The sequence below is a fragment of the Campylobacter concisus genome, from assembly GCF_003049705.1.
In the GTDB taxonomy this organism is placed as follows: Bacteria; Campylobacterota; Campylobacteria; order Campylobacterales; family Campylobacteraceae; genus Campylobacter_A; species Campylobacter_A concisus_AR.
Genome location: NZ_PIRF01000001.1, coordinates 204,427 through 228,631, shown reverse-complemented (window position 1 = coordinate 228,631; position 24,205 = coordinate 204,427). Strand labels below are relative to the sequence as shown.

Genomic DNA, 24,205 nt, shown 5'->3' with positions numbered 1-24,205 from the left:
TTACAGCCTAGCATCAGCCTCTGGATAGATATTTTTTATATCATAAACTAAATGGCCTTTTAAATTTAGCTTTTTAAACTCATTGTGAGCTACGGCGATCACGATACAGTCGTAGTCATCTAGGTTATACTCTTTCACTAGATCAAAGCCGTACTCGTGTTTTACCTCAGCGCTATCAGCCCAAGGATCAGTCACATCGACCTTGCAGCCAAAGTCTTTTAACTCATCAACTACGTCTATAACGCGAGAATTTCTTATATCTGGGCAGTTTTCTTTAAATGTCATACCAAGAACAAGCACGCGGGCTTTGTTAATAAGCACGCCTTTTCTTATCATTAGTTTTATCACTTGATCAGCTGCGTATCTGCCCATATCGTCGTTGATACGGCGGCCTGCTAGGATCATTTCAGGATGATAACCTACCTCTTGAGCTTTGTGAGTGAGGTAGTATGGATCTACGCCGATGCAGTGACCGCCAACTAGACCTGGGCGAAAATTTAAGAAATTCCACTTCGTACCTGCAGCCTCAAGCACGTCGATGGTGTTGATGTGAAGCTTTTCAAAGAGCATAGCAAGCTCGTTTATAAATGCGATGTTTATATCGCGCTGTGTGTTTTCTATAACTTTTGCGGCCTCGGCTACCTTGATGCTTGAAGCTTTGTGAGTGCCAGCTGTGATGATCGAGCGATAAATTTCATCGACTTTATCAGCAATCTCTGGGGTTGAGCCGCTAGTGATTTTTTTGATTTTAGTTACGGTGTGTTCTTTGTCACCTGGGTTTATACGCTCTGGAGAGTAGCCGCAGAAGAAATCTTTGTTAAATTTAAGCCCACTCTTTTCAAGAAGTGGCACGCAAATTTCTTCTGTAACGCCTGGATAAACGGTGCTTTCATAGACAACGATGTCGCCTTTTTTAAGTACTTTTGCCACGCTCTCAGTCGCTTTTACGACTGGAGTTAGGTCAGGGCGCTTGTTCTTATCTATCGGAGTTGGAACGGTCACGATGAAGAAGTTGCAACTTCTAATATCATCTAAATTTAGGCTAAATTTCATGCCATTATCGATCGCTTTTTTCATCTGCTCGTTGCTAAGTTCAAGCGTTCTGTCATACCCAATTTTAAGCTCCTCTATACGTTTTGCATTTACATCAAAGCCCACTACTTCGTACTTTTCGCTAAAAGCTGCTGCAAGTGGAAGTCCAACATATCCAAGTCCTACTACTGCTATTTTCATTTACTTTTTCCTTTCTTTTTTGCTTCTATCTTTTTTACGCGTTCGTACATTCTTATTTCCGCACTTACACCTTTTGGAGTTATAATTCTAATAGGGCTAACGCCTGGTAAAATTTGAGTGAGCTCGTAATAAACCCGTCTCTTTTTCTTTCCGTCCTTGCATAGCATCATCGTTTGCGCTAGCTCATCCCCGCCGCTAAATTCGTAATAAATCCCGCGCGCGTCCTCTTTTTCCTCGAGCTTTCCGCCGAGCAAAAAGGCGAAGTTGCAGTCGATTTCTATCTCTTTAAAAAACGCGACTTCGTATTTAAAATAATCAGGCGGCATCTTTGAGATAGGTAACTCAAAAATATTTTCCTCGGTTTTTGGCGCATTTTCGCCTGCAAAAAGCGCAAATGGAAGCACGCAAGCTGCGATAAAAAGTAAAATTTTTCTCATGCCTTTACTCCGATTTGAAAATACTTAAATCCATGCTCAGCTAAAATTTTAGCGTTATATTGATTTCGTCCGTCAAATATGACGGCATTTTTTAGCCTCTCTTTGATCTCCATAAAATCAGGCGATCTAAACTCACTCCACTCGGTTACAAGCACCATTGCATCGGCGTTATCAAGCGCGTCATATTTATTTTTAGCGTATTTTATATCTAAATTTGGCATATATTTTTTAGCTTCTTCGCTTGATTTTGGATCATACGCCACCACTTTCGCACCAGCCTCATCCAAAAGCTTTATCAAAGTTAGCGAGCTAGCCTCGCGCATATCGTCTGTGTTTGGCTTAAACGCAAGCCCCCAAATAGCGATAGTTTTGCCCTTTAGATCGTCGCCAAAGAAGTTATAAATTTTATCAAACAGCACTCTTTTTTGAGCCTTATTTCTTGACTCGACCGCGTTTAGAAGCTCTGGCTCAAAGCCATTTTGTCTAGCTGTGTAGATGAGTGCCTCGACGTCTTTTGGAAAGCAGCTGCCACCGTATCCGCAGCCTGGATAGATGAAGCTATAACCGATACGAGAGTCGCTGCCGATGCCTTTTCGCACCAAATTTACATCAGCACCCACGCGTTCACAGATATTTGCTATCTCGTTTATGAAGCTTATTTTGGTTGCCAGCATCGAATTTGCAGCGTATTTTGTCATCTCGGCTGACTTTACGTCCATGCAAATGAGCCTGTCGTGATTTTTCATAAATGGCTCATAAAGCTCTCTCATCACGCTAAAGCCCCACTCGCTGCTAGCTCCGATAACTACGCGATCTGGCTTTAAAAAGTCCTCGACTGCCGCACCCTCTTTTAAAAACTCTGGGTTTGAAACGACTTCAAATTTAACCTCTACATTTCTCTTTTTAAGCTCAGCCTCGATCACCTCATGCACCTTAGCTCCAGTGCCTACTGGAACGGTTGATTTATCTACGACTATTAGTGGTTTGCTTAAATTTTCTCCGATCGATTTTGCCACCGAGAGAACGTATTTTAAATCCGCCTGTCCATCAGCGCCCATAGGCGTGCCAACTGCGATAAATAGCACATCTGCATGCTCTAGCGCCTCAGTTATATGCGTGCTAAATTTAAGCGAGCCATTTTTGTAGCACTCGCTCACGATATCAGCAAGCCCTGGCTCATATATCGGCACGATACCGTTTTTTAGTGCCTCGATTTTTTTTTCATCGACATCGACGCAGATCACGCTATTGCCCATTTTAGCAAAGCATGCACCACTTACTAGCCCGACATATCCGGTTCCAATCACAGCTACTTTCATACTTATCCTTAAATTTTCTTTTCCCACTCAAGGGCAGTTTTTATGATGAGCGCTAGATCATCTCTTTTTGGCTTCCAGCTTGTTAGCGAGCGTAGTTTGCTTGCGTTTGAGATGAGGATAGCTGGGTCGCCGTCTCTTCTTGGCGCGTTTAGCACTTTGAAATTTACTCCGCTCACCTCTTTTGCGGTCTCGATGACCTCTTTTACGCTAAATCCTCTGCCGTATCCCACGTTAAAAGTTTCACTTCCATTTTGACCGATATACTCAAGTGCGCTAATGTGAGCGTCTGCTAGGTCACTAACGTGAATGTAGTCTCTTACGCATGTGCCATCTTTTGTCGCGTAGTCATCACCAAAGATGCCCATGCTATCGCGCTTACCAAGTATAGTTTGCACAGCCACCTTGATAAGGTGCGTGGCATTTGGATAGTTTTGACCGATAAGTCCCTCTTCGTCTGCACCTGCCACGTTGAAGTAGCGAAGTATTGCAAATTTAAAATTTTCATTTGAAGCGGCGTAGTCTTTGATGATCTGCTCGCTCATAAGCTTACTTCTGCCGTATGGATTTATTGGGTTTGTAGGCGTTGTTTCGCTAACCTCCGCCACATCTGGCTCGCCGTAAACTGCAGCAGTTGAGCTAAATATAAATTTATTTACATTGTAAGCTTTTGCGTATCTTAGCACCCTTGCGACGTTTGCAGTGTTATTTAGATAGTATTTTAGCGGCTCGCTCATACTCTCAAAAACCTCGATAAACGCTGCAAAATGGATGATCGCATCAAATTTGCCATTTTCAAAAATTTCACTTAGATCATCTTCTAAATTTGCATTTATAAATTTAAAATTTCCGATTTTTTGGAGCGCCTCAAGTGCTTTTTGTGAGCCCTTGCAGAGATTATCGATGATGGTTATCTCATCTTTACCTTGCTTTAAAAGTGCTTTTACTACGTGGCTGCCGATGTATCCAGCACCACCTGTTACTAAAATTTTCAAGTTTAAGCCTTTCGTAAAAAGTGGTTAATTTTATCAAAAATAGGGTAAAACAAAAGTAAAGCAAGGCTTTTGAATAAATTTTAATCTTCTCTAACCCTTAAAAATATTGGAAATCTTGGCTTGCCATTAGCAGTTAAATTTTGAAATTTATATGTAATTATAGAGCCTATTTTTGGGGGATTTTGACGATTTTTGTCGCTTAGTCCTGAGCCTATTTTAAAGATAGTGCCAGATTTTGGCTCGCCAGCTTTTTCTTCATCCTGCTTGCCACCAAGTGCTTTGCAGGTAAGCGAGCCAGCAAATTTCGCATATTTGCCGCTACCTTTATTTATAGCGATTACTTCGCACTCGGCATCTTTAAATTTTTTAAATTTCAGTGCATTTTTGCTTCTTTTTCGCTCGTACGGTGTATTTGGCTCACGCACGACGGCTCCCTCTCCGCCCTTTGCGATAATGTCCTTTGTAAATTTTAAAAACTGGGCGTTATCTCGCATTTTTATCTGTTTTATGATGATTAAATTGTGATTTGGCTTATTTTTTAGAAATTTAGCCAAAACTTCAAGCCTATCAAGCAAGCCACCACTTGCCTCTGGCACGTCAAAAACATGAAATTTAAGCCTTCTCCACGCCTTTTCATCTGGCAACTTATCCATCACGGTCGCTTGAATTTCTTCAAATTTAAGCTCTTTTGCGTAAAGCTCGCCATCGAGCGCAAATTTAGGAAAATTTTTAGTAAAACTTAGCGGTGCATTTAGCTTTTTGCCCTGTCTTGAGAGTAAATTCTCTCCGTCCCAGTAGGCACGCACGCCATCAAGCTTCTCGCTAGCTAGCCAGCCTGAGATATTTTGATCTTTATACTCGCTAAGGCGCAATAAATCAAGAGAAAATGCAAAATTTAAAAGGACTAAAACCGCAAAAATTATTCTAATCAAGCTTTTGCCTTGCAAAAACAATAATCCATATGATCGTCCACCACGCCCACACTTTGCAAAAATGCATAGGTGCTAACAGAGCCTAGAAATTTAAACCCTCGCTTTTTTAGCTCCTTTGCCACAAAGTCTGACATAGGCGTAGTGGCTGGCACTTGTTTGATATCTTGATAGTGATTTATGATCTGTTTGCCATCAAATTTGGGGTCAAATTTTCTTAACAAATATCCCCAAAGATAGTCATAAAAGCTGCCAAATTCTTGCGTTACGGATAAAAATGCAATGGCATTTGCAGAAAGTGATTTTAGTTTTAATCTATTGCGAATCAGCCTCTCATTTTGCATAAATTTCGCTATCTCAGCCTCGCCGTAAAGCTTGATCTGCTCTGGATCAAAGCCATCAAATGCCTCTCTCATAGCCTCTCTTTTTTGAAGCACTCCATGCCACGAAAGTCCCGCCTGAAAGCCTTCCAGAACTATCATTTCAAAAAATTTTCTATCATCTTTTATGGCTTTGCCCCACTCATTATCGTGGTAAGCTATATCAAGCTCGCCTTTTGCCCATTCGCATCGCCTCATCTGCGTCCCTTAAATCTCAACCCCGTAAAACTCGCAGTACCACTCGATAAACCTAGCCACCCCGTCATTTACGCTAGTTGCGGGCTTATACTCAAAGTCCGCAACTAGATCGCTCACGTCCGCAAAGGTCGCAGGCACGTCGCCAGCTTGCAGCGGAAGGAAGTTTTTCTCTATCTCGCGGCCGATTTTTAGCTCGACGGCCTTGATGTAGTCCATGAGCTCTACGGGACTGTTGTTGCCGATATTATAGACCTTAAACGGCGCGCTTGAGCTGGCAGGATCGGGATGCTTCGCGTCCCACGCGGGATTTGGCTTGGCTGGGTTATCGACGCATTTTATGATGCCCTTTACGATGTCGTCCACGTAGGTAAAGTCGCGCTTCATCTTGCCGTAGTTAAAGACGTCGATTTTCTTGCCTTTTAGCGCGGCATCGACGAACAAAAACAGTGCCATATCAGGGCGTCCCCATGGTCCATACACCGTAAAAAAGCGAAGTCCAGTCGTTGGCACGTTAAATAGATGACTATAAGTATGTGCCATCATCTCGTTACTCTTTTTAGTCGCTGCGTAGAGGCTTATTGGGTGATTCACCGCCTCGTGCGTAGAAAATGGCATGTTCTCATTTAGTCCATAAACCGAGCTAGAGCTTGCATAGACTAGGTTTTTGATCTCATTGTGGCGGCAGCACTCGAGGATATTCACAAAGCCCGTGATATTACTGTCTATATAGGCTTTTGGGTTTATGAGCGAGTAGCGAACGCCAGCTTGTGCGGCTAAATTTACTACTACGTCAAATTTTTCTTTGGCAAAAAGCTCTTTCATTGTCTTTTCATCAGCGAGGTCTGATTTTATAAATTTTAAATTTGGATGCGTTTTTGAGATGATAAGCTTGCCATAGTCTATCTCGCTCGTATCAAAGCCAGCCGTTTTTAGGCGTGCAAGCTTTAAATTTACGTCGTAATAGTCGTTTATCACGTCATATCCAACGACCTCATCGCCTCTTTTTACAAGGGCATTCGCAAGGTGAAATCCTATAAATCCAGCTGTTCCAGTTACTAAAATTTTCATATTTTTCCTTTCATTTTTGGCTTATTTTAGTGCAAAAATGTAAATTTACGTATTTAGATCAGGGTAGTCCCAGGCGTTAAATTCAGACTTTATATCATCATTTTCTTGTCCTTTGCAACATAACCACTCAAGCCCTGCACGTCTTTCCATAACGATCTCTTCGTCAAGTCCAGCAACCTTTTTGCCATTTACCCTTGCATCCACACACGCCCAGTGGTAGCGATAAACTAGGTCAAGTTTGTTTAAAATTTCATCCAAACTGCGCGGTTTTGAGCGGTTTTTGAGTCCACCCTCTCTAAAGATATCCATCACAAAATCACAGTCGCAAATTTTATCCATCTTACCGATATCTTCAGCAATACCAAGTACCCAAAGCAAGATCCAAAGCGACTCATACTTCCAGCCCATATTTACGGCTAAATTTATATCAGCCCTGCCCTCTACGACCTCTTTTTCTTTTACACTTAGATTACCATAAAAATCGCCCAAAAAGTCTTTAGCCCAAGCTATCTCATCTTCACTTAGGTGGCCATTGTCGCGGATAGTGCAAGCACACATAATGGCCGTAAATGAGCAAACCGCACGAGCAATGATCTCATCAACGCTTCTTGGCGTAACTTCACTATTGTCATACCTTAGTGGCAGGCTCTCAAGCACAGCCACACCCTCTTTTTTTAAAATTTTTATACTCTCATCTTTTCTTTGTTGTGCTGTTTTTGGCATATCCGCACCTTTTTTAAAAATATCAAACACTCCCATTTTTATCCAAAAAACTCAGCGTTAAATTTCTCTTCGTTAAAATTTTTACCTAAAAATTTACAAGCTTCGATCATATCAGTTCTTGCTATTTCAAAGCAACTCGTAGCCCCAGGGCTTGGAGTCATATTAAAACTTATGCCCTCGCCTGTGCTTATCTTGCCCTCGCCAAGCTCAAGGCACTTTTTATTACGGTCGATAACTTGCGGTCTTACGCCGCCAAAATTTACAGCATAGCTTAGGTCATTTTCACTTAGGCTTGGCACAATCTTTCTGGCATCTTTTACAAATTCTTTTTTATTGATAAATGGCACTTCAAATAAGAAATTTCTTAAAATATAAGATCTGATGTCGCTATCTTTTAAGAGATTTGTAAAGACTTCAAAGATATTTTTATCAAATTTTAGACATTTACAAAAGTCAAAAAAGCTTGAACAGCCGTGGTATCTCTCTAGTTTTGGTATGACTAGAGCTGTTGGTCCAAAGCGAGTGTTTCCATTAGCTAGGATATCTGGATCGCCGTGAAGCGCGGCAAATGGTAGCTTATCGTTTTGTACCATATAAACTTTGCCGTTTAGCAGGCGTTTTTTTGCGAAATAAAAGCTTCCAGCAACAGGCAATGTGCTAAGATGAAGTCCATAACCCATTTTGTGAGCCAAAAATAGCGAGTGTCCTCCAGCATCTACTACAACGTAGTTTGCGGTGATCACCTCGCCATCATTTATCTTTATGTGAAATGTATCGCCTGCCTTTTTTATATCAGTTACTTCTGAGTTTAGACTGATCTCGTAGCCATCTCCGCCTAAATTTAGCGCATTTTGCACAAGTGAGTTTGCTAAGCCACCAAAGTCCATCGTCGTAAACTGCCCATTTTGCGTGCCTATGGCGATGATGTTTTCTGGCCTCTCATTGCCATTTGCATCAAAAACGACGTTTGGCTCGATTTGTTTTAACTTCTCTTTGCCATAAATTTCAAGGTAAGGAAAAAGCTCTCTAAAACTCTCATATCGCTCTTTCATGCGCTCTACTTCGGCATCTCCGATAGCTAGTGCCATCTTTTGATGAGCGAACATATATTTACCATCAAGATTGTATTTTAGAGCATATTTTACTGGCATATTTGCCACACGAGAGACTTTTTTTGCCTTTTCTAGTGTGTAGTTTGTCTCGATATCGCCACAATGAATGGTTTGTGAGTTGCCTTTGCCGTTTGAATTTAGAGTAGCTACGCCGTCATATTTTTCTAAAAGTGCGACCTTTTTTATATCACTAAATGCAGCCAACTCATAAAAGAGCGCCGTCCCACTAATGCCTGCTCCGACAATTACCACTTCAAAGTGCTTCTGCCTCATTTTTTCTCCCAAAAAGTTTAGTCGTCAAAATGATACTATATTAATTTTAAAACAAACAGCATGATGAAAAAAGCTAGAATTTTTATATAAAAGAGAAATTTGGCAAGGCTTTCACCTTGCCTTGAAGTTAAAATTTATAAGATACGTTTACTTTGAAATTTCTACCTGGCTCCCAGTCTACATAGTCTGGATTGCCTGTATAATCAGCCATTCTTTGAGACTGCGAAGCATAAGTTTTATTAAAGAGGTTATAAATTCCAGCATTTATCTCTAGTCCTTTAAATTTACCGCTACTTGGCGTATAGCTAGCATAGATGTCGCTGACCGCATAGCTTGGTATCTTGGCATTTTCACTATTGCCAGCCGAGATGGTATTTTTCGAGGCAAAGTAGATTAGGTTATAGCCTATTAGCGTATCAATCCTTGAAAATGCATACTCGGCGTTAAATGTGTATTTATCGCCTTGATCTCGGTAGCCAATGATATTTGAGGTGTAGTAGCTGCCGTTTGCTTTAGCAACCCTATCTTTGTATTTTACATTTTGATGAGTGTAGCTAGCAGCTAGGCTTAATGCATCTAAATTTAGCCTTGCAAGTAGCTCAACGCCACTTATATCAGCCCCGCCAGCGTTTATCCTAGCTAAGGTTGGATTTACGCCACCATTTGCTGCGTTGTTATCTACTATTAAATTTTTATATTTTGTCATAAAGTATTTTGCAGAGAGGCTGTACGAGCTAGTTTCACTTATTTCACCTTGATATCTAACGCCCGTCTCATAGCTATTGCCAGTTGTCGCTTTTAGATCTTTATTTGCCGCCCAGCTTAAAGGCCTGCCCCTACTAGTTCCACTCGCCATCATAGACTCCATGACGTCAGGCCCTCTAAAGACCCTCGCATAGCTTGCAAACGCATGCAAGCCTTTAATGATCTCATAATCAAGCGCAAGCGCTGGGGTAAATTCGTTAAATTTATAAGTGTAGCTCTTTACATTTCCAGCCCTGCCATCGTAGCTTTTTAGCTCATGGTGCGTATATCTGATGCCAGGTGTAACGGTTAGCGAGCTAAAATTTAGTGCATCTTCTGCGTATATCGAGTAGTTATTTACCTTTTCTGGATAGCGATTGTCTGGTTTGTTGAAATTTTTACTTTGATAAAACTCAGCACCATATCTAAATGTCTGCGTCAAAGTGCCGGTCTCGACTATACTCTTAGCCTTTGCATTTATACCGTTTGTTTTTACGCCTAAAATTTTTAAGACCGGGTCATCTTTTTTATGCTCGGTATTGTATACCGTTACATCTAAATTTAGAAGATCACTTGGTTTGTACTCGTATTTTAGCGTTGTAGTATCACGTTCATATTTTCGGTTATCAACAGGATAATCACCAGTATACCAGCTGCCAAACTCGGCTCTCATTGGATACATGCCCTTAAATTCATTGTGCTCTCTTGAGATAGAAATTCTATGCGCATCAAGGAAGCTGTAACCAAGCTTTAAAAGATAGCTAAGGTCGTTGCCGTCGCCGCCTATCTTTCTTTTGTTGCCGCTTTTGCCGTAGTCGTAGCCCTTATGATTAATAGCGGCTATAAAGTCAAGCCCTTCAACCGGTGCAGTAAAGAGCATAAGGCCTTGAGAAAATTCGCTGTTATTTGAGGCGTATCCTGTCTTTATCTTTGCGCCGATGATCTCACCATCATCAAGCAAGTCTTTTGCATCAACCGTTTTAAAGGCGACCGAACCGCCAAGTGCGCCCGAGCCGTTTACCACTGATCTTGAGCCAACCTCGACATCAACAGCTTTTATAAGATCTGGATCGATCAGCAAGTCAGCGTTGTGGTGAAATGTATTTCCGTTTTGTTTTGCGCCGTCTATCGTGATATTTAGACCGCGGTCGCTCACGCCCCTCATGTAAATTTTTTGATTCATGCCGTTCGTGCCGCCCACATAAACACCAGGAATATCTCTCATCACGTCTTTTACTAGGCCAGCGTTTCTAGTTGAAATTTTGATGTCATCAACGCCGTATCCGCCACTACTACTTGTTACCTCAACTCCGCTTAATACGCTCTCGTCTGCCCCATTTGCACAAACTGCTATGCTTGCTGCAAGAGATAGTTTAAATAAGCTTTTAAATCTCATATTTTCTACTATTTTGGTTATTAAAATTACTATTTTAATTTTATAGCATAATTTTGAGATTGAATATTATAATTTTAAATATAAATTTTGGATAAATTTTTTAGTTTTTTGGCAAAAATATAAATTATTTTTAAATTTTAATTATCTAATAAATTAATTAGATTCTGAGATAAGGAACGAAATTATATAATTTTATCAAGGTAGTAAATAAGGTTAATTTTTAATAAAAAATTCTTAAATTTTACAGATAATTTTTATCAAGAAAGGCTTAAGAAATCTAAAATAAATTTTACTTTTTTAGCGCTCAGATTTTTTTTATAAACACTCTTAAGTAGCTTATGAATAATTTTTATAAATTTTAAATAAAATAGAGCAAAACTCCTGGATCTGCTGGAAGTATCATATAAATTTACTAGACGCCCCTTAAAGGCAAAAATGAAAAATTCATTCATACAAACATCATCTTTTTTCATGTCTTTTAGTCTTAACTTTATGTCGACGCCTTGCCAAAGTATCGGCGGTAGCGCAAATATCGTCCTATCAAGACTAAAATTTCTCACATCCTCGCGTCAACCATCCCAGTGGTAAAGCTCGCAAAATTTAGATATATCCCCACTTAGCACCCAGTAAAAACTACGAGTAGCCAAGCTGTGCATCTTCCCATTTGCCGCTATCTAGCGCGCAGTAAAAGATATTGCCAGCTTTGCCACCAAAGTCGACGCCATTTAGTGTGAAAATTTTACCCAAAATATCGTTTGCCACGAACAAATAGCTAGGCATCTGCCTTGCTTCGCTAAAGCTTTTACCAAGGTAAAGCTGTAAATTCCCCGCTTCATCTGTTCACATCCTGAGCCAAGCATACACAGCCAACCTTCATCCATCACGATGCCACCATACCTATAAACAAGCACACCCATCGACGATCGAGTGGCTACTTGAAGCCCAAAAAAATCGCTCTTTGCGCCCTGCCCTCATCACGCAGTAAAATTTCACCCATTTTTAGCTTATTTAGCCGTTCTTCGACCAAGCTCCCAAGCCCGGCTTATTTGTATCTATAAGCCACCCTAGAGCTCTTATTGCGTACCGTTACAATAAATTTAATGAAATTTAAAAGAAGAATTTGGCGAGTCACCCCACCAAATTTGTATTAGTAGATTATTTTGCGTCCCAAGCTAGGATCGTGTTGCCTTCGGCGTCGGTAGCCACGTCGCCCATACCCATGATGTTGTAGCCGCAGTCTACGTAGTGAACCTCACCTGTTACGCCGCTAGCTAGGTCGCTAAGCAGATACATAGCGCTGTTGCCGACGTCTTCAGTCGTGACATTGCGTTTTAGCGGGCTATTTACTTCGTTATAGCGTAAAATCATCCTAAAATCGCCGATCCCGCTTGCAGCAAGCGTTTTAATCGGACCCGCGCTGATAGCGTTTACGCGGATATTTCTAGCGCCAAGATCGTGAGCGAGGTAGCGCACTGAGCTTTCAAGAGCTGCTTTTGCGACGCCCATGACGTTGTAGTGAGGTACAAATTTCGGCCCGCCAAGATAGGTGAGAGTAAGTACCGAGCCGCCCTCTTTTAGCACCGGAAGCACCGCGCGCGTAAGGCTCAGTAGTGAATACACGCTCGTACCCATCGCGATATCAAAGGCTTCTTTGCTCGTGTTTACAAACTCACCCTCAAGCGCTTCTTTTGGTACGTAAGCCACTGCATGCACAACAAAATCGATCTCGCCAAGGTCTTTTTTGATCCTATCAGCAAGGCCGTCTAGGTGAGCTTGGTTATTTACGTCAAGCTCATAGACAAATTTGCTACCAAACTCCTCAGCGATCGGCTCTACGCGCTTTTTAAGAGCATCGTTTAGGTATGTAAATGCCATCTGCGCACCTTGATCATGACAAGCTTTTGCGATGCCGTAAGCTATTGATTTAGCATTAGCAACGCCTACGATCAGACCTTTTTTACCTTTTAGTATCATCATTTCTCCTTTTTATTTTGTTTGACTTTTAAGCGATATTTAAATTTTAAACCAAATTTAATAGCGGCAGTATCGTGAGATGAATTTTAATGTTGTGTAGAAATTTTAGGTCAAGACTAGGCAAATAGCAGCCTGTCGCAGACTTAAAATTTCGAACTCATTAAAAGGCACTCACGAGACAACGCGTATCAAATTTAGAAAATTATTCGCATCCCAGCTGGCCGTGCCTACCAAAACCCCATCGCAGCTTTTTATACCTGCGATATCAGCGATATTTGCTGCATTGACGCTTCCGCCGTAAAGTAGCGGCACATTTGCCTTTGTCTTTAAAAAACTTAGCACCTCATCTATCTGCTCTATGCTAGCGCTCTTGCCGGTTCCTATCGCCCAGATCGGCTCGTAGGCGATCAGCAGCCGCTCGTAGCCAAGGTCGATATTTTTTAGCTGTTCCGCCAAAAACTCCTTCGTGCCGCCAGCTTCGTTCACGCTCAAATTTTCGCCAATGCAGTAGACGATCTGCCAGCCCACCTTTACGGCAAAATCAAATTTAGCTCGCAAAAGCTCCTCGCTCTCGCCAAGCTCGCGTCGTTCGGAGTGCCCGATCAGCACGCTTTTTACGCCAAACTCGTCCAGCATCGCCTTACCGATCTCTCCGGTGTAAGCGCCGCTTTCGCATGGGTAGAAATTTTGCGCGCCGAGTTTAAATTTATGAGCCGCGCCATCAAGCGCGCTAAACGGGGGGAATACCGTCACGTCGTCGTTTGCGCTTAAATTTGCGTCTAAAATTTCAGCGTATTTAGCAAAGCTAGCTCTCGTGTGATTGCACTTCAAATTTGCTAAAAACCTCACTCCGCAGCCTTTCTAAGCGGTTTTATACCAGGTAGCTCCTTGCCCTCGATAAGCTCCAAGCTAGCACCTCCGCCCGTGGAGATAAAGGTCATCTCGTCGGCGTCTCCCGCGCGCTCGACCACGTCAGCCGTATCACCGCCGCCAACGACAGTTGTCGCGTGAGTGTCGATGATAGCGTGGCTCATTTTGATGCTACCTTTGCTAAATTTATCCATCTCAAAAACGCCCATAGGTCCGTTCCACCAGATAGTTTGCGCATCGGCGATGACCTCTTTAAATAGCCTAATCGACGCAGGTCCTATATCAAGCCCCATCCAGCCATTTGGGATCTCTTGGGCAGGGACATATTTTACGGCACTTTCAGCTGAAAATGTCTGAGCAGCGACGACATCTACTGGTAGGTAAATTTTCACTCCTAGCTCTTTGCCTTTTTGTAAAATTTGCCTTGCATCTTCGATGAGCTCTTCTTCAAGGAGCGAATTTCCGATGTTTTCGCCAAGTGATTTTAAAAATGTAAATGCCATGCCACCGCCAATTATGAGCTTATCGACGCGTGGCAGAAGGTTATGTAGGGCTTGAAGCTTACCACTAACCTTTGAGCCACCCACGACTGCGACAAATGGACGAGATGGATGTTTTATCAAATTTTGAGCGAAATTTATCTCTTTTTGTAGTAAAAATCCCGCTGCTTTGTGCTTTTCATCATAAAATTTAGTGATCGCTTCGACAGATGCGTGAGCCCTGTGGCAAACGCCAAATGCGTCATTGATGTAAAATTCGCCGTATTTAGCGAGCTCGGCGGCTAGCGCCTCGTCGTTTTTGGTCTCGCCCTTTTCAAAGCGTAAATTTTCAAGAAGCAAAATTTCGCCCGGTTTTAGCGCGGCGACTTTAGCTTTGGCGTCCGCGCCGACGACGTCCTCGGCAAATATCACGTCTCTATCAAGCAGTCTTGAAAGCCTCTTTGCCACGCCTCGTAGCGAAAATTTCTCCTCAAAGCCGTTTTTCGGGCGTCCTAGGTGGCTAGCCAAAACCACGCTGCAGCCGTTATCTAGGCAGTAGCGGATAGTAGGGATCGCCGAGCGGATACGGCGGTCGTCGGTGATGTTCAAAAACTCGTCCATCGGCACGTTAAAATCGCACCTGACAAATACCTTCGCGCCGCCGAGCTCAAGGTCGTTGATCGATAAAATTTCACTCATTTTTCACCCTTTAAATTTACTTCGTAGCCACGATCTTAGCTAGATCCACAAGCCTTGTCGAGTAGCCCCACTCGTTATCGTACCACGCAAAGACCTTCACCATATCATCAGCAATGACCTGCGTAGTGTCGCTGGCTACGATGCTGCTGTATGCACTCGTGCAAAAGTCGCTGCTAACCCTATAATCGTCATCGACGAATAAAATTCCCCTTAAATTTGACTCAGCAGCCGCTCTAAACGCCTCGTTTATCTCCTCTTTGCTAGCAGGTCTTTTTAAAACCGCCGTTAGATCAACCATAGAAACGTTTGCTACCGGTACGCGCACGCTTTGTCCGTGCATCTTGCCGTTTAGCTCGGGAAGTACTTTTGCGATCGCTTTTGCAGCTCCGGTTGTCGTAGGTCCGATATTTAGCGCTGCAGCGCGTGAGCGGCGGAAATCTTTAGCTTTTACATCAACTAGGCTCTGACCATTTGTATATGCGTGTATCGTAGTCATCAGCCCTTTTATGATGCCGAATTTATCGTTTAGCACCTTTGCCACTGGAGCTAGGCCGTTTGTGGTGCAGCTTGCGTTTGAGACGATCGCTTCGCCTGCGTATTTATCATCGTTTACGCCGACTACAAATGTTGCTGTATCGTCTTTTGCTGGAGCGCTCATAACGACTTTTTTGACGCCGCGAGCAAGATATGGCTCACATTTTTCAGTGGTTAAAAACTTGCCAGTACACTCTAAAACTACGTCCGCGCCGTAATCTACGTAGCCTAGCTCGTTTAGATCTCTTGTTGAAAAAACTCTTATCTTTTTGCCATTTACTTCTATAAATTCGTCGCTTATCACCTTAACGTCTTGCTTAAATTCGCCGTGCACGCTGTCGTATTTGAGCAGATAGCGCGTCATATCCCTTGTTGCGGTGTCGTTAATAGCGACAAGCTCAACATCATCACGCTCTAAAATAATACGAGCGGCACACCTACCGATACGCCCAAAGCCGTTTATTGCTACTTTAACTGACATCTTAGCTCCTTTTGATATAATTACGCCTAATTCTACAAAAAAGAATTTTAAAACAAATATAAACAAGGCACTTTAATAGATGAAGTTAGCACTTTTTGGCGGGAGCTTTGATCCGGTTCATTTAGGACACGATAGCATTGTGAAAATGGCACTAAGCGGCCTTGACATCGACAAGCTCATCATCATGCCAACTTTTATAAGTCCCTTTAAGAGCGAATTTTCAGCTCCGCCAGAGCTTCGCCTAAAGTGGATAAGAGAAATTTGGGGCGGACTAGAGAAGGTCGAGATATCAGACTATGAGATAAATTTAGCTCGCCCAGTGCCTACCATAGAGACGGTTAAGTATTTGTATAAGAAATTCAAGATAGAGAAATTTTATCTCATAATAGGCGCGGACCACCTAGCCACGCTTGATAAGTGGCACGGATATGAGGAGCTAAAAAATTTAGTGCAGTTTGTGATCGCTAAGCGCAATCACATAGAAATTCCGCGAAATTTACAAAAAATGGACGTGCACGTGGATGTTAGCTCGTCGCAGATCAGGCACCAAAAGGGGCTTGATGAGCTGCCTAGCGAGATAAAAGATGAGATTATAAATTTTTACCAAGGATTAAAGATGCAAGAGAGATCGATGCAAGAGCGCACCGAAAGTATAGTTAAGGTTTTAGACGCAAAAAAGGCTGAAGAGATACAAGTGTTTGATATGAGCGGGGATGATTATTTCGTAAAGGCCGTAGTTATCGCTACTACGCTTGGCGAGAGGCACGCTTACTCGCTGGCTGAGGATCTAAAAGAGGAGCTTAAGCCTCTTGGAGAGAAATTTATAGGCACGGAGAGCTCGCCTGACTGGATCGTGATGGACCTTGGCGACATTTTGATACACCTTTTGAGCCCAGCTTACAGGGCAAAATACAACATCGAAGAGTTTTTGCAAAAGCTAAAAACTAGCAAAGAGTCTTAACAAATACAAGCGATGAGCAAATAAGCCATAAAAATATAAAAAATGCTAGCAAAAATGGCTTTTTACCCGTCGCTTTAAAAATGCTTCTATCTATCCCAAATCCTAAAGCACACATCGCGACGCAAAGACAAATGCTAGCAACCAGCTTTAAAATTTGTACCAAATTTTCAGGGAAAAATGGCAAAGATCTAACGCAGATCGCCACTAGGAAAAACAGCGCAAACCATGGTATGCTCTTTAGCTTTGAGCCACCGCTATTTTGGCTTAAATTTAAGAAATTTAGCAAAAACAAAAATGGCACAAGCATGATGACACGAAGCATTTTTATGATGACGGCAGTGCTGCTTGCTGTGCCATCAAATGCTGCTGAGGCTGCCACTACATGGGCTACCTCGTGAAGTGAGCCGCCGATAAAAAAGCCAGTTTGGTGTGACGTGAGAGCTAGAAATTTAGCGATAAATGGATAGATAAACATACCAATCGTCCCAAAGAGCACCACCGTGCAAATGGCGATAGCAAGCTTGTTTGCGTCTGCTTTTATCTCATTTTGTGTAGCCATAACAGCAGCTGCTCCGCATATACTTGCCCCTGAGCCAATGAGCACAGTACTATCCTTGCTAAGCCCCAAAGCCTTAGCGGTAAAAAGTGCAAAGCAAAAGGTCGCAAAGACCATAAAAGCTGCGTATATCACGCCTAGAGTGCCGACACTTGCGATCTCACTAAGGCTTATGTTAAAGCCAAAAAGTATGATGCCTAGCCTTAAAATTTGCTTCCCAGCGATCGCTACGACGCCACTACTTTTTAAAATTTGAGTTTGTTTTGTAAAAAGATTTGCAAAAATGGCGCCTAGAATGATAGAGATGATGAGCGGGCTGGTGTGAAATTTGGCCAAAACCGTGTTTGAGAGCGCAAAAGAAACGCCGCATATGAGCGCCAAAACAAGCACAGCAAGAAATTTATGAGACATATTTTAACCTTAACTCTTTTTTTAAAAATGCAATTAGCACGTTTGGGTATAATTAGACGAATTTTATAATGCAAATTTAAAATAAAGATAAAGGGATAGGCCTATGATCATCCTTGGCGAGAAATATGCTTTTACCAGCTTAGAACTAGAAAAGCTTAGAAAGAAATTTGGTCAAGTAAATTTTTTATCCCATGAAAATAGCGACGCAAAAGCCTTGCGAAGCGCACTAGAAAATCTCATAAAATCAGGCGATCAAAGGCTGATCGTACTAAATACTGCAAAGCCAGTCGATGGCAAACTGGTGAGATTTCTCACGCTTTTGCAGTTTAAAACGAAGTATAAAAAGATAAAATTTCTAAACGTAGAGAATTTTTTAGAAATTTATCTGCACAAATGTTATATCCCAGAAAATGGCGAAAATCTTAATTTTTTAGATGAGATAAGGCCTTATAGTGCCTTTGATTACGCACTCAAGCGAATGATCGATTATGCTGGCTGCTTAATACTTTTCATCTTGCTTTTTGGCCTAAAATTTTATGTAAAAAGAAAGATAGATGAGCAATCGCCTGGAAGTCTTTACTTTTTACAAAGTAGAGTTGGGCTGGATAATAGAGAATTTGAGTGCATAAAATTTCGTTCGATGATGGAAGATGCCGAGAAAGATGGAGCAAAATTTGCTAGTGAAAATGATGAGAGAGTGTTTGAGTTTGGCGAATTTATGCGAAAAACTCGTATAGACGAGGTGCCACAGTGCATAAATGTCTTTCGAGGGCAAATGCATCTGATAGGGCCAAGGCCTGAGCGAAGACACTGGATAAATTTCTTTGAAAAAGAGATACCCTACTACAACGAACGTCATATCGTTCGCCCAGGGATAACTGGCTGGGCGCAGGTAAACTACCCTTATGGCTCAAATACAAACGACGCCAAACAAAAACTCATGTATGATCTTTATTACATCAAACACTGGTCACTTTGGCTGGATATAAAGATCATAGTAAAAACCATTGCAATTGTATTTGAGAAAAGGGGAGTTTAGCCTATTTATTTTTTGTATTTAGTTACCCCATTGTAGGCGTAAAATACAAAATAATATAAGCTTTTTAAAAAGCTTAGCTTCTCTATATCTCTATAAATTTTCCACTGGTATTTGGCTGCTTTTACCTTGTTTGAAGATACTGAATTTTTACGAATTCTATAGGTAGCCAGTGGCTCCGAAATACCCTTAGTCTCGCCAATAAGCTTTAATATTTTCAACCACAACCCATAATCTTGTCTTTTTAAGATCAGTGGCATATATTGTTTACCTATTTTTTTTGTGTCATATATTGCAGTTAAGCATCCCACACTGCATGTTTTTAACATATTAAAATATGAAATTTTATCTTTTGTGATAAAAACACCTAAGTGTTCATTATCCTCTCCAACAAGCCTATACGAACTATATGTAAAAGCCAGATCATTATCATGCATAAAATTTATTTGAGTTTCAAGTTTGTTTGGCAGCCACACATCATCAGAGTCTAAAAAAGCTATATATCTACCACTTGCAGCTTCTATAGCCGTATTTCTAGCCACAGCTGGACCGCTATTTTTTTGTAATTTTATTAATTTTATACGGCCATCGCTATCAACATACTTTGTTATTATCTTATTTGAATCATCTGGCGAACAATCATCTACAATTATTAGCTCCCAGTTAGAATATGTTTGCGCCAGAACGGACTCTATTGACTCTATAATAAATTTTTCAGAGTCATATGACGGCATAATAATAGTAACGCTCATTGCGCACCCTTGTCGTCAAATGCATTTTTGTATCCATTACCAAAGACATTACCAGAATAAAAAGATCTGACTTGTTCTCCGCTGACACTATCACTGAAAAAACTATAGTTGTATTTATGATAAACATCTTTGTCATACCCCATCAAGTCCAATATAGATGGAAAAATCATAAAATGGCTATATATATTTTTATCAAATTTATATTTACTAGTGATGTCTTTTGCAAAAAGCAATATAGGAACAGTTGCCGTTGTCTTTGGCGGATTTAGCTCCATTCCATAGTGCATAGTAGTGCCGCTCTCTGCTATATTGATCCCATGATCAGAAGTATAAATAATAATCGTATCATCCAAAGATATATTGCTTAATAATTCTTTAAAGAACCCATCCATACTCCATCTTAGGCTATTTACATATGTGTTTATAGCTCTATCCCTATTGCTAAATTCAACCGACTCCATGTTTTCAAGGACGGGTGAAAAGGTGGCTGAATTTTCTGGATAGTTCATCTTCCATGGAACATGAGAGCCATATTTCACGATATAAATAAAATTATGGTCATTTGATGATAGTATTGTCTTTATTTTTGGTATCAACTTTCTATCCAAATAATAAAATGGTTTTCTATCTTTAATAGTAAAATACTCATCTATGTATTCTAGATCGTAGCTAGACATAAAATTTTGTAGTTGCTGATACTCCACCTGACTATCTAGATAGTATGTGTGGAAATTTGCATTTTTTGCATATTGAAATATATTAGGGATTGCCAATGTAGCAAATTTATTATCTGGCAAATCTCGCATCTGGACACCATTTCTTATTATGTATTGAGATGGCGCAGAGTTATTGCCACCAGAAGAAGCTATGCCCAAACTAACGACATTATCATATGTATCAAGAAAAGGAGTGGTCTGCATGTTAAATCCATTGATAGATAGATAATCTCCCCTTACACTTTCATCAACAATTAAAATAATATTCTTATATTTTGCAGCACCGTCTGGACGGATAGTCAAAGCATCCCTTGCTTTAAATTTGATATCAAAATAGCCATTATGTTTAGCTGCGTATATATACATAGGTATTTTTGTAAAAAATGGATACTCATATGCTGCATACGCTGACTTATTAAAGACCATATATGACCCAACCAATGAAAGTGGCAGCATAATAATTGGAATGTAGAAAAATTTAATATCTATAAATTTTCGTATAATTTTTATTGTAAACAAGACAGTTACAGATATTAGCAGTGAAATTATTATTGCCCCAGAATAAGCCCAAAAAGCACCTAATATATGAGATGTTTCATGATAGGCAAGTACTATCTGGTGCATAGAAATTCCAGTACCATTCTTATCAATAAGATAATATACGATATCCACATTAAGTAAAATAAATAATGCAAATATCAAAATTTTAAATATCACACCATTTTTCATAAATAAGATAAATATAAGATTAGCAAATACAAACAAGTAAGATGCAACATATATTGATACTTTTAGCAACCCCTTAGGTCCATGCGGTTGATACAGCACATCCATAATATTAAAAAAAGCAAAATTACTCAATGAATTTATGCCAACAAAAACAACAAGCGAACATAAAAATAATAACAAATATTTACTCAATAATTTTTTTGTAATCATGGACCAAATCCTCTATACTATTTAAAGTTTTATGCTTTACATTTTTACTGTTTTTAGCATCCAGGATCGCTTGAGACAATCCAACTATATCACACTTTCTAACGATTTTACCATACTCATCATTACCTATCAACTCTTTTGATCCGGCCTTAAAATCAAAAGATATGATTTTAAGATTATCAAAGACCATAGCTTCAGCTAGCGCATTTGGATATCCTTCGTATAGTGATGTAAAAGCAAAAATATTGGCTCTTGATAGATATTTATATGGATTTTTCCTATATCCCAATAAAAAAACAAAATCACATAACCCCAGCTCAGAAATCAGCCTCTCCAAATACTCACGCAAGGCCCCTTCTCCAATTATCAAAAGACAGTAGTTTGATCTACTTGGTAACATTGCAAATGCCCTAATAAGATACTCTTGTCCTTTTTGTTTATCCAGTCTACCAACATTAACAATAACCTCCTTTTCAGCAAAAAGAGGAAGCAACTCTACTTCTATCTCCTCTTTTCCAAGCCTAGTAATAATTTTAGCATCATAAGCATTTTCTATAACTGTAATTTTATCTCTATCACAATTATAAAATTGAACAAGCCCTTCTTTAATATCTACAGAATTGCAAGTAATGGCATCAGCCTTATTATAAAGTACTTTTATGGCGTTATTAAAGAAATTTTTTTTAAAATCATGCTCAAAAAAATCTTTTGTATATATTCTTTCACTTATGATGCTTTTAAATTTTTTAAATAGCAACTTAGACAAACAATTTATTATGTTTGAGCGGTGTTGAAATGACAAAACAACATCTATATTTAAATTTTTAATTAAGCCTATTAGCCTAAAAACATCTAATAAAATTGTTATAAGCTTTTGGAAAACGCCAAAATTATAGCTATTTCTAAAAGAGATACATTTTATACCAGAATTTAGCTCAAACGAGATCTTGTCTTCTAATAAAACCAAATATATTTCATATCTAGGGTCTTTAACCAATTCATTGGCTAAAACCGCCATAGATCTCTCGGCTCCGCCACCATACAACCAGTCGTTTAATAATATTAGCCTAATTTTATCTTTCATTTATCATCCACTGCTTGTACCATAGCTGAAATATCAAAAAAAGCCATAATTTATATCCAGGTTTTTTTTCTTCATAAAATTCTTTTTTTAGCTTAACTACCTCTGCATGGCAAAAAATACCTTGGTCTTCAATAAAATCTTTATTAGAGCAATCATCAACAAAATTTTTTAGATCACCATTTAACCAATCCTCAAAAGGTGGAACGAAGCCCTGCTTTGGACGGTCTAGTAAATTTTTTGGGATAAAATCATGAACAATATCTTTTAATATCCCCTTGGGGCCATTTTTTAGCTTTAGACTAGATGGAACTTGTGCTAAATATTCTATTATCCGCTGATCTAAAAATGGCTCTCTAGACTCCAATGATACAGCCATGCTAGCCCTATCTACTTTCATCAAAATTTGGTACATATATGTTTGAAAGTCTACACACATTGACTCGTCGAAGTAATCTCCATTTACACATCCAAATTTATTATAAGATGTTTTGTACTCAGAGCTATAATTTTTTATGAATTTTGCGACATCTTCCTTTAAAAAATACTGACTTGAAATTTTAAAAACACTTTCCGCTTTAGCGTCAAGTATATTTATAAATTTTCTAAATTTTCCAGAAAAATTTGTCATTTTTTTCCCAGTTAGCTTTAATAAAATTTTTTCCAATATTTTTATATCTAGCAATAACAAAAACGACTTAGCTACTTTTTTAACAAAAGAGGGAACTTTTGATGATAAACGATATACCTTGTTCCCAATAAAATACTTTGGATAACCACCAAAAATTTCATCCCCACCATCGCCAGACAAAACAACCGATACATGCTCTTTTGCAAATTTTGAAACAAAATAAGTCGGTATAGAAGAGACATCACCCATTGGCTCATCATTTATAACACAAAGCTGATCCACCAAATCCAAACAATCTTTTTGAGTAACATAATACTCGTAATGCTCTGTGCTTAAAAAATTTGCTATATCTTTAGCATATGGAGCTTCATCAAAATTTTTATTATCAAAACCTATACTAAATGTTTTTAGCTTGGCACTAGAATTTGACTGCAATATCGCTGCAACAGCAGAGCTATCATATCCTCCGCTTAAAAATATCCCAACTGGCACATCAGATACCAACCTATATTTAAAAGCAGATAATAGCAATTCAGAGACTTCTTTTTTTATAACCTCATACCCTTTGTCTGTCTTTTCTTTATTATAGTATTCCTCTACGCTCCAATACTGCTTCTGGGTATACGACATCGATCTTAAATCAAATTCCAGCATATTACCAGCTGGTAGTTTATGGGTATTTTCAAAAATAGAGTATGGTGCCGGTATATAAGAATACTGAAAATATAATCCTAGAGCATTTGGATCAATTTTTTTATCTATTTCTTTAATACAAAAAAAAGATTTTAGCTCTGAGGCAAAGGCAAATAAGTCATTTTTAAAATAATAATAAAATGGTTTGACACCAGCCCTATCTATAAAAACTTTTATTTTTTGATCTTTAACATCATAGATAACTATAGAAAACATACCAATTAGTTTCTTGATAAAATCGTCGCTGTATTTGATATATAAGTATAGTATTACCTCTGTATCACTATTAGAATTAAATTTGATACCATCACCTAAGAGTTCTTCGTAAAATTCTTTAAAATTATATATTTCACCATTATAAATAATAACATATTGACCAGTTTGATCAAACATTGGTTGGTGTCCATGTTTTGATAGATCCTGTATCGATAGTCTGCGATGGCCTAGGCCTAAATTAAAATTTTCATTTTCAAAAAATTCGTACCCACTATCATTTGGACCTCTATGCCGCAAAACATCTGTCATGCTTATTAAATTATCCATATCCTGTTTTTTATTAAAATCGCAAAATCCAGCCAATCCACACAT

23 protein-coding genes are annotated in these 24,205 nt (G+C 39.6%); 2 read left to right on the top strand and 21 right to left on the bottom strand.

The genetic code is table 11. From position 1 onward, the window contains the following. From CVT05_RS01175 to gap, 16 genes are all read right to left on the bottom strand, one after another. Complete coding sequence (locus tag CVT05_RS01175) at window positions 1-1,233, bottom strand: nucleotide sugar dehydrogenase (protein WP_107697530.1); 1,233 nt, start codon at window positions 1,231-1,233, stop codon at window positions 1-3. Further along, window positions 1,230-1,670 (bottom strand): ecotin family protein, encoded by a 441-nt coding sequence (locus CVT05_RS01170; protein ID WP_107697529.1) that lies wholly within the window; start codon window positions 1,668-1,670, stop codon window positions 1,230-1,232. Before CVT05_RS01170 ends, CVT05_RS01175 begins: the two co-directional genes overlap by 4 nt. Beyond that, on the bottom strand, window positions 1,667-2,989 hold the full coding sequence (locus tag CVT05_RS01165; protein WP_107697528.1) for a UDP-glucose dehydrogenase family protein: 1,323 nt from the start codon (window positions 2,987-2,989) through the stop codon (window positions 1,667-1,669). Before CVT05_RS01165 ends, CVT05_RS01170 begins: the two co-directional genes overlap by 4 nt. A gap of 8 nt (window positions 2,990-2,997) precedes the next feature. Continuing rightward, a complete protein-coding gene (gene galE / locus CVT05_RS01160) occupies window positions 2,998-3,981 on the bottom strand; it encodes a UDP-glucose 4-epimerase GalE (protein WP_107697527.1) in 984 nt (327 codons plus the stop codon). An 80-nt stretch (window positions 3,982-4,061) separates the two neighbouring features. Next, window positions 4,062-4,910, bottom strand: a complete 849-nt coding sequence (locus tag CVT05_RS01155) for a DNA ligase (protein ID WP_107697631.1) — start codon at window positions 4,908-4,910, stop codon at window positions 4,062-4,064. After that, window positions 4,910-5,488, bottom strand: a complete 579-nt coding sequence (locus tag CVT05_RS01150; protein WP_107697526.1) for a DNA-3-methyladenine glycosylase I — start codon at window positions 5,486-5,488, stop codon at window positions 4,910-4,912. Before CVT05_RS01150 ends, CVT05_RS01155 begins: the two co-directional genes overlap by 1 nt. 9 nt (window positions 5,489-5,497) lie before the next feature. Then, complete coding sequence (locus tag CVT05_RS01145) at window positions 5,498-6,556, bottom strand: NAD-dependent epimerase (protein WP_107697525.1); 1,059 nt, start codon at window positions 6,554-6,556, stop codon at window positions 5,498-5,500. Between the two features lie 45 nt (window positions 6,557-6,601). After that, window positions 6,602-7,279, bottom strand: coding sequence for a DUF4272 domain-containing protein (locus CVT05_RS01140; RefSeq protein WP_234400516.1), 678 nt, complete (start codon window positions 7,277-7,279; stop codon window positions 6,602-6,604). Between the two features lie 38 nt (window positions 7,280-7,317). Beyond that, a complete protein-coding gene (locus tag CVT05_RS01135; protein ID WP_107697523.1) occupies window positions 7,318-8,664 on the bottom strand; it encodes an FAD-dependent oxidoreductase in 1,347 nt (448 codons plus the stop codon). 127 nt (window positions 8,665-8,791) lie between these two features. Next, a complete protein-coding gene (locus tag CVT05_RS01130) occupies window positions 8,792-10,804 on the bottom strand; it encodes a TonB-dependent receptor domain-containing protein (protein WP_107697522.1) in 2,013 nt (670 codons plus the stop codon). 633 nt (window positions 10,805-11,437) lie between these two features. Then, window positions 11,438-11,584: a DUF2625 family protein gene (locus tag CVT05_RS09610; RefSeq protein WP_265094338.1), complete on the bottom strand. Its 147-nt coding sequence runs from the start codon at window positions 11,582-11,584 to the stop codon at window positions 11,438-11,440. Beyond that, complete coding sequence (locus CVT05_RS09405) at window positions 11,530-11,721, bottom strand: DUF2625 domain-containing protein (RefSeq protein ID WP_265094337.1); 192 nt, start codon at window positions 11,719-11,721, stop codon at window positions 11,530-11,532. The genes CVT05_RS09610 and CVT05_RS09405 overlap by 55 nt, the downstream gene beginning before the upstream one ends. Window positions 11,722-11,959: 238 nt before the next feature. Continuing rightward, window positions 11,960-12,778 carry an enoyl-ACP reductase FabI gene (gene fabI / locus CVT05_RS01120; protein ID WP_107697521.1) on the bottom strand — a complete coding sequence of 273 codons (819 nt, stop codon included), beginning with the start codon at window positions 12,776-12,778 and terminating at the stop codon, window positions 11,960-11,962. Window positions 12,779-12,949: 171 nt separating this feature from the next. Then, window positions 12,950-13,627, bottom strand: a complete 678-nt coding sequence (locus CVT05_RS01115) for a triose-phosphate isomerase (protein ID WP_107697520.1) — start codon at window positions 13,625-13,627, stop codon at window positions 12,950-12,952. After that, window positions 13,624-14,826, bottom strand: a complete 1,203-nt coding sequence (locus CVT05_RS01110) for a phosphoglycerate kinase (RefSeq protein ID WP_107697519.1) — start codon at window positions 14,824-14,826, stop codon at window positions 13,624-13,626. The genes CVT05_RS01115 and CVT05_RS01110 overlap by 4 nt, the downstream gene beginning before the upstream one ends. 16 nt (window positions 14,827-14,842) lie before the next feature. Beyond that, on the bottom strand, window positions 14,843-15,841 hold the full coding sequence (gene gap / locus CVT05_RS01105; RefSeq protein ID WP_107697518.1) for a type I glyceraldehyde-3-phosphate dehydrogenase: 999 nt from the start codon (window positions 15,839-15,841) through the stop codon (window positions 14,843-14,845). Window positions 15,842-15,920: 79 nt separating this feature from the next. Here gap and nadD point away from each other — a divergent pair, with 79 nt between their 5' ends. After that, window positions 15,921-16,802 (top strand): nicotinate (nicotinamide) nucleotide adenylyltransferase, encoded by an 882-nt coding sequence (gene nadD, locus CVT05_RS01100; RefSeq protein WP_107697517.1) that lies wholly within the window; start codon window positions 15,921-15,923, stop codon window positions 16,800-16,802. Here the strand turns inward: nadD and CVT05_RS01095 are convergent. Further along, entirely contained in the window at window positions 16,786-17,769 is a 984-nt protein-coding gene (locus CVT05_RS01095; RefSeq protein ID WP_107697516.1) for a YeiH family protein, read from the bottom strand. The genes nadD and CVT05_RS01095 overlap by 17 nt on opposite strands. Before the next feature lie 103 nt (window positions 17,770-17,872). Here CVT05_RS01095 and CVT05_RS01090 point away from each other — a divergent pair, with 103 nt between their 5' ends. After that, window positions 17,873-18,808 carry a sugar transferase gene (locus CVT05_RS01090; protein WP_107697515.1) on the top strand — a complete coding sequence of 312 codons (936 nt, stop codon included), beginning with the start codon at window positions 17,873-17,875 and terminating at the stop codon, window positions 18,806-18,808. Window positions 18,809-18,813: 5 nt separating this feature from the next. On the opposite strand, the gene CVT05_RS01085 is transcribed toward CVT05_RS01090, so the two are convergent. The 4 genes from CVT05_RS01085 to asnB are packed head-to-tail and all read right to left on the bottom strand — an operon-like array spanning window position 18,814 to window position 24,205. Then, window positions 18,814-19,557 (bottom strand): glycosyltransferase family 2 protein, encoded by a 744-nt coding sequence (locus CVT05_RS01085; protein ID WP_107697514.1) that lies wholly within the window; start codon window positions 19,555-19,557, stop codon window positions 18,814-18,816. After that, window positions 19,554-21,212, bottom strand: coding sequence for a sulfatase-like hydrolase/transferase (locus tag CVT05_RS01080; RefSeq protein WP_103588449.1), 1,659 nt, complete (start codon window positions 21,210-21,212; stop codon window positions 19,554-19,556). The genes CVT05_RS01085 and CVT05_RS01080 overlap by 4 nt, the downstream gene beginning before the upstream one ends. Then, window positions 21,187-22,296 (bottom strand): glycosyltransferase, encoded by a 1,110-nt coding sequence (locus tag CVT05_RS01075; protein ID WP_103588450.1) that lies wholly within the window; start codon window positions 22,294-22,296, stop codon window positions 21,187-21,189. Before CVT05_RS01075 ends, CVT05_RS01080 begins: the two co-directional genes overlap by 26 nt. Beyond that, entirely contained in the window at window positions 22,286-24,205 is a 1,920-nt protein-coding gene (asnB, locus tag CVT05_RS01070; protein ID WP_103588451.1) for an asparagine synthase (glutamine-hydrolyzing), read from the bottom strand. The genes CVT05_RS01075 and asnB overlap by 11 nt, the downstream gene beginning before the upstream one ends.